The organism is Kineosporia mesophila (assembly GCF_021129235.1).
GTDB classification, from domain to species: Bacteria; Actinomycetota; Actinomycetes; order Actinomycetales; family Kineosporiaceae; genus Kineosporia; species Kineosporia mesophila.
In genome coordinates, this window is sequence record NZ_JAJOMA010000056.1 from 1 (window position 1) to 1,005 (window position 1,005).

1 protein-coding gene is annotated in these 1,005 nt (G+C 72.6%); it reads right to left on the reverse strand.

Annotated elements, in window-relative coordinates:
* Positions 1-1,005: condensation domain-containing protein (locus LR393_RS34775; RefSeq protein WP_231489482.1), on the reverse strand; the 1,005-nt coding region annotated here is incomplete at both ends.

Sequence of the window (1,005 nt, forward strand, 5' to 3'; positions counted from 1 at the left end):
CCCACCAAGCCGTCGCGCACCGCGACATCCACGGCCGCCGTGACCGTGGCACCCTGATGATCGGCGACCGCCGGACGCACCCGGTCGGTGGGGAGGTCCAGTTCGGCCGGCATCCCGTCCAGTCGCTCGCGCCAGTAGGCCAGCTGCTCGTCACCGTTCTCCGCGAGCACGTCACGCTGCCAAAGGGCGTAATCGGTGTACCGCACCGGGAGCTCGTCCCAGGTGGGCCGGCGCCCTTCCCGTGCGGCCGTGTACGCCTCGCCGAGGTCGCGCAACAACGGGGTCAGCGACCAGCCGTCACCGGCGATGTGGTGCATGACCAGCAGCAGAACGCCGCCGTCACCGTCCGGGCCGGGCAGGTACCCGACCCGCAGGGGCCGGTCGGCCGCCAGATCGAACGCCTCCCGGGCCAGTTCGTCCAGGGCCGCGTCGCGCAGGAGCTCCGGCACCGGGACGACGGGTACCGGGATCTCGACCGCGTCCAGCACGTGCTGATGGGCGAGGCCGTCCCGGACCGGGAAGACCGTCCGTAGGCAGGCGTGCCGCTGCGTCACGTCGCGGACCGCCGCGCTCAGCGCGTTCAGGTCGAGGTCGCCGTCGATCCGCATCGCGACCGGGACGTTGTAGGTGGGGTCCGGGCCGTCCCACTGCTGAAGGAACCACAGCCGCTGCTGTGCGAACGACAGCGGTACCGCACCGTCTTCCGCGTCACGACGTGACAGCGCGGGACGCCGCACCTCGTGCGAGAGCACGGCGTCCAGGCCCGCCACGGTGGGCCGGCGGAACAGGTCGGGGATACCCACCTCGCAGCCGAGCGCGGCCCGGATGCGGGAGATCAGCCGGGTCGCGAGCAGGCTGTGCCCGCCGAGGGCGAAGAAGTCGTCGTCGATGCCGATCCCGGGTAGGCCCAGGACATCGGCGAACAGCCCGCAGAGAATTTCCTCCCGGGGGTTTCTCGCCGCACGCCCGGCACCGGTCGTCAGGGCCGGCGCGGGCAGGGCCCGC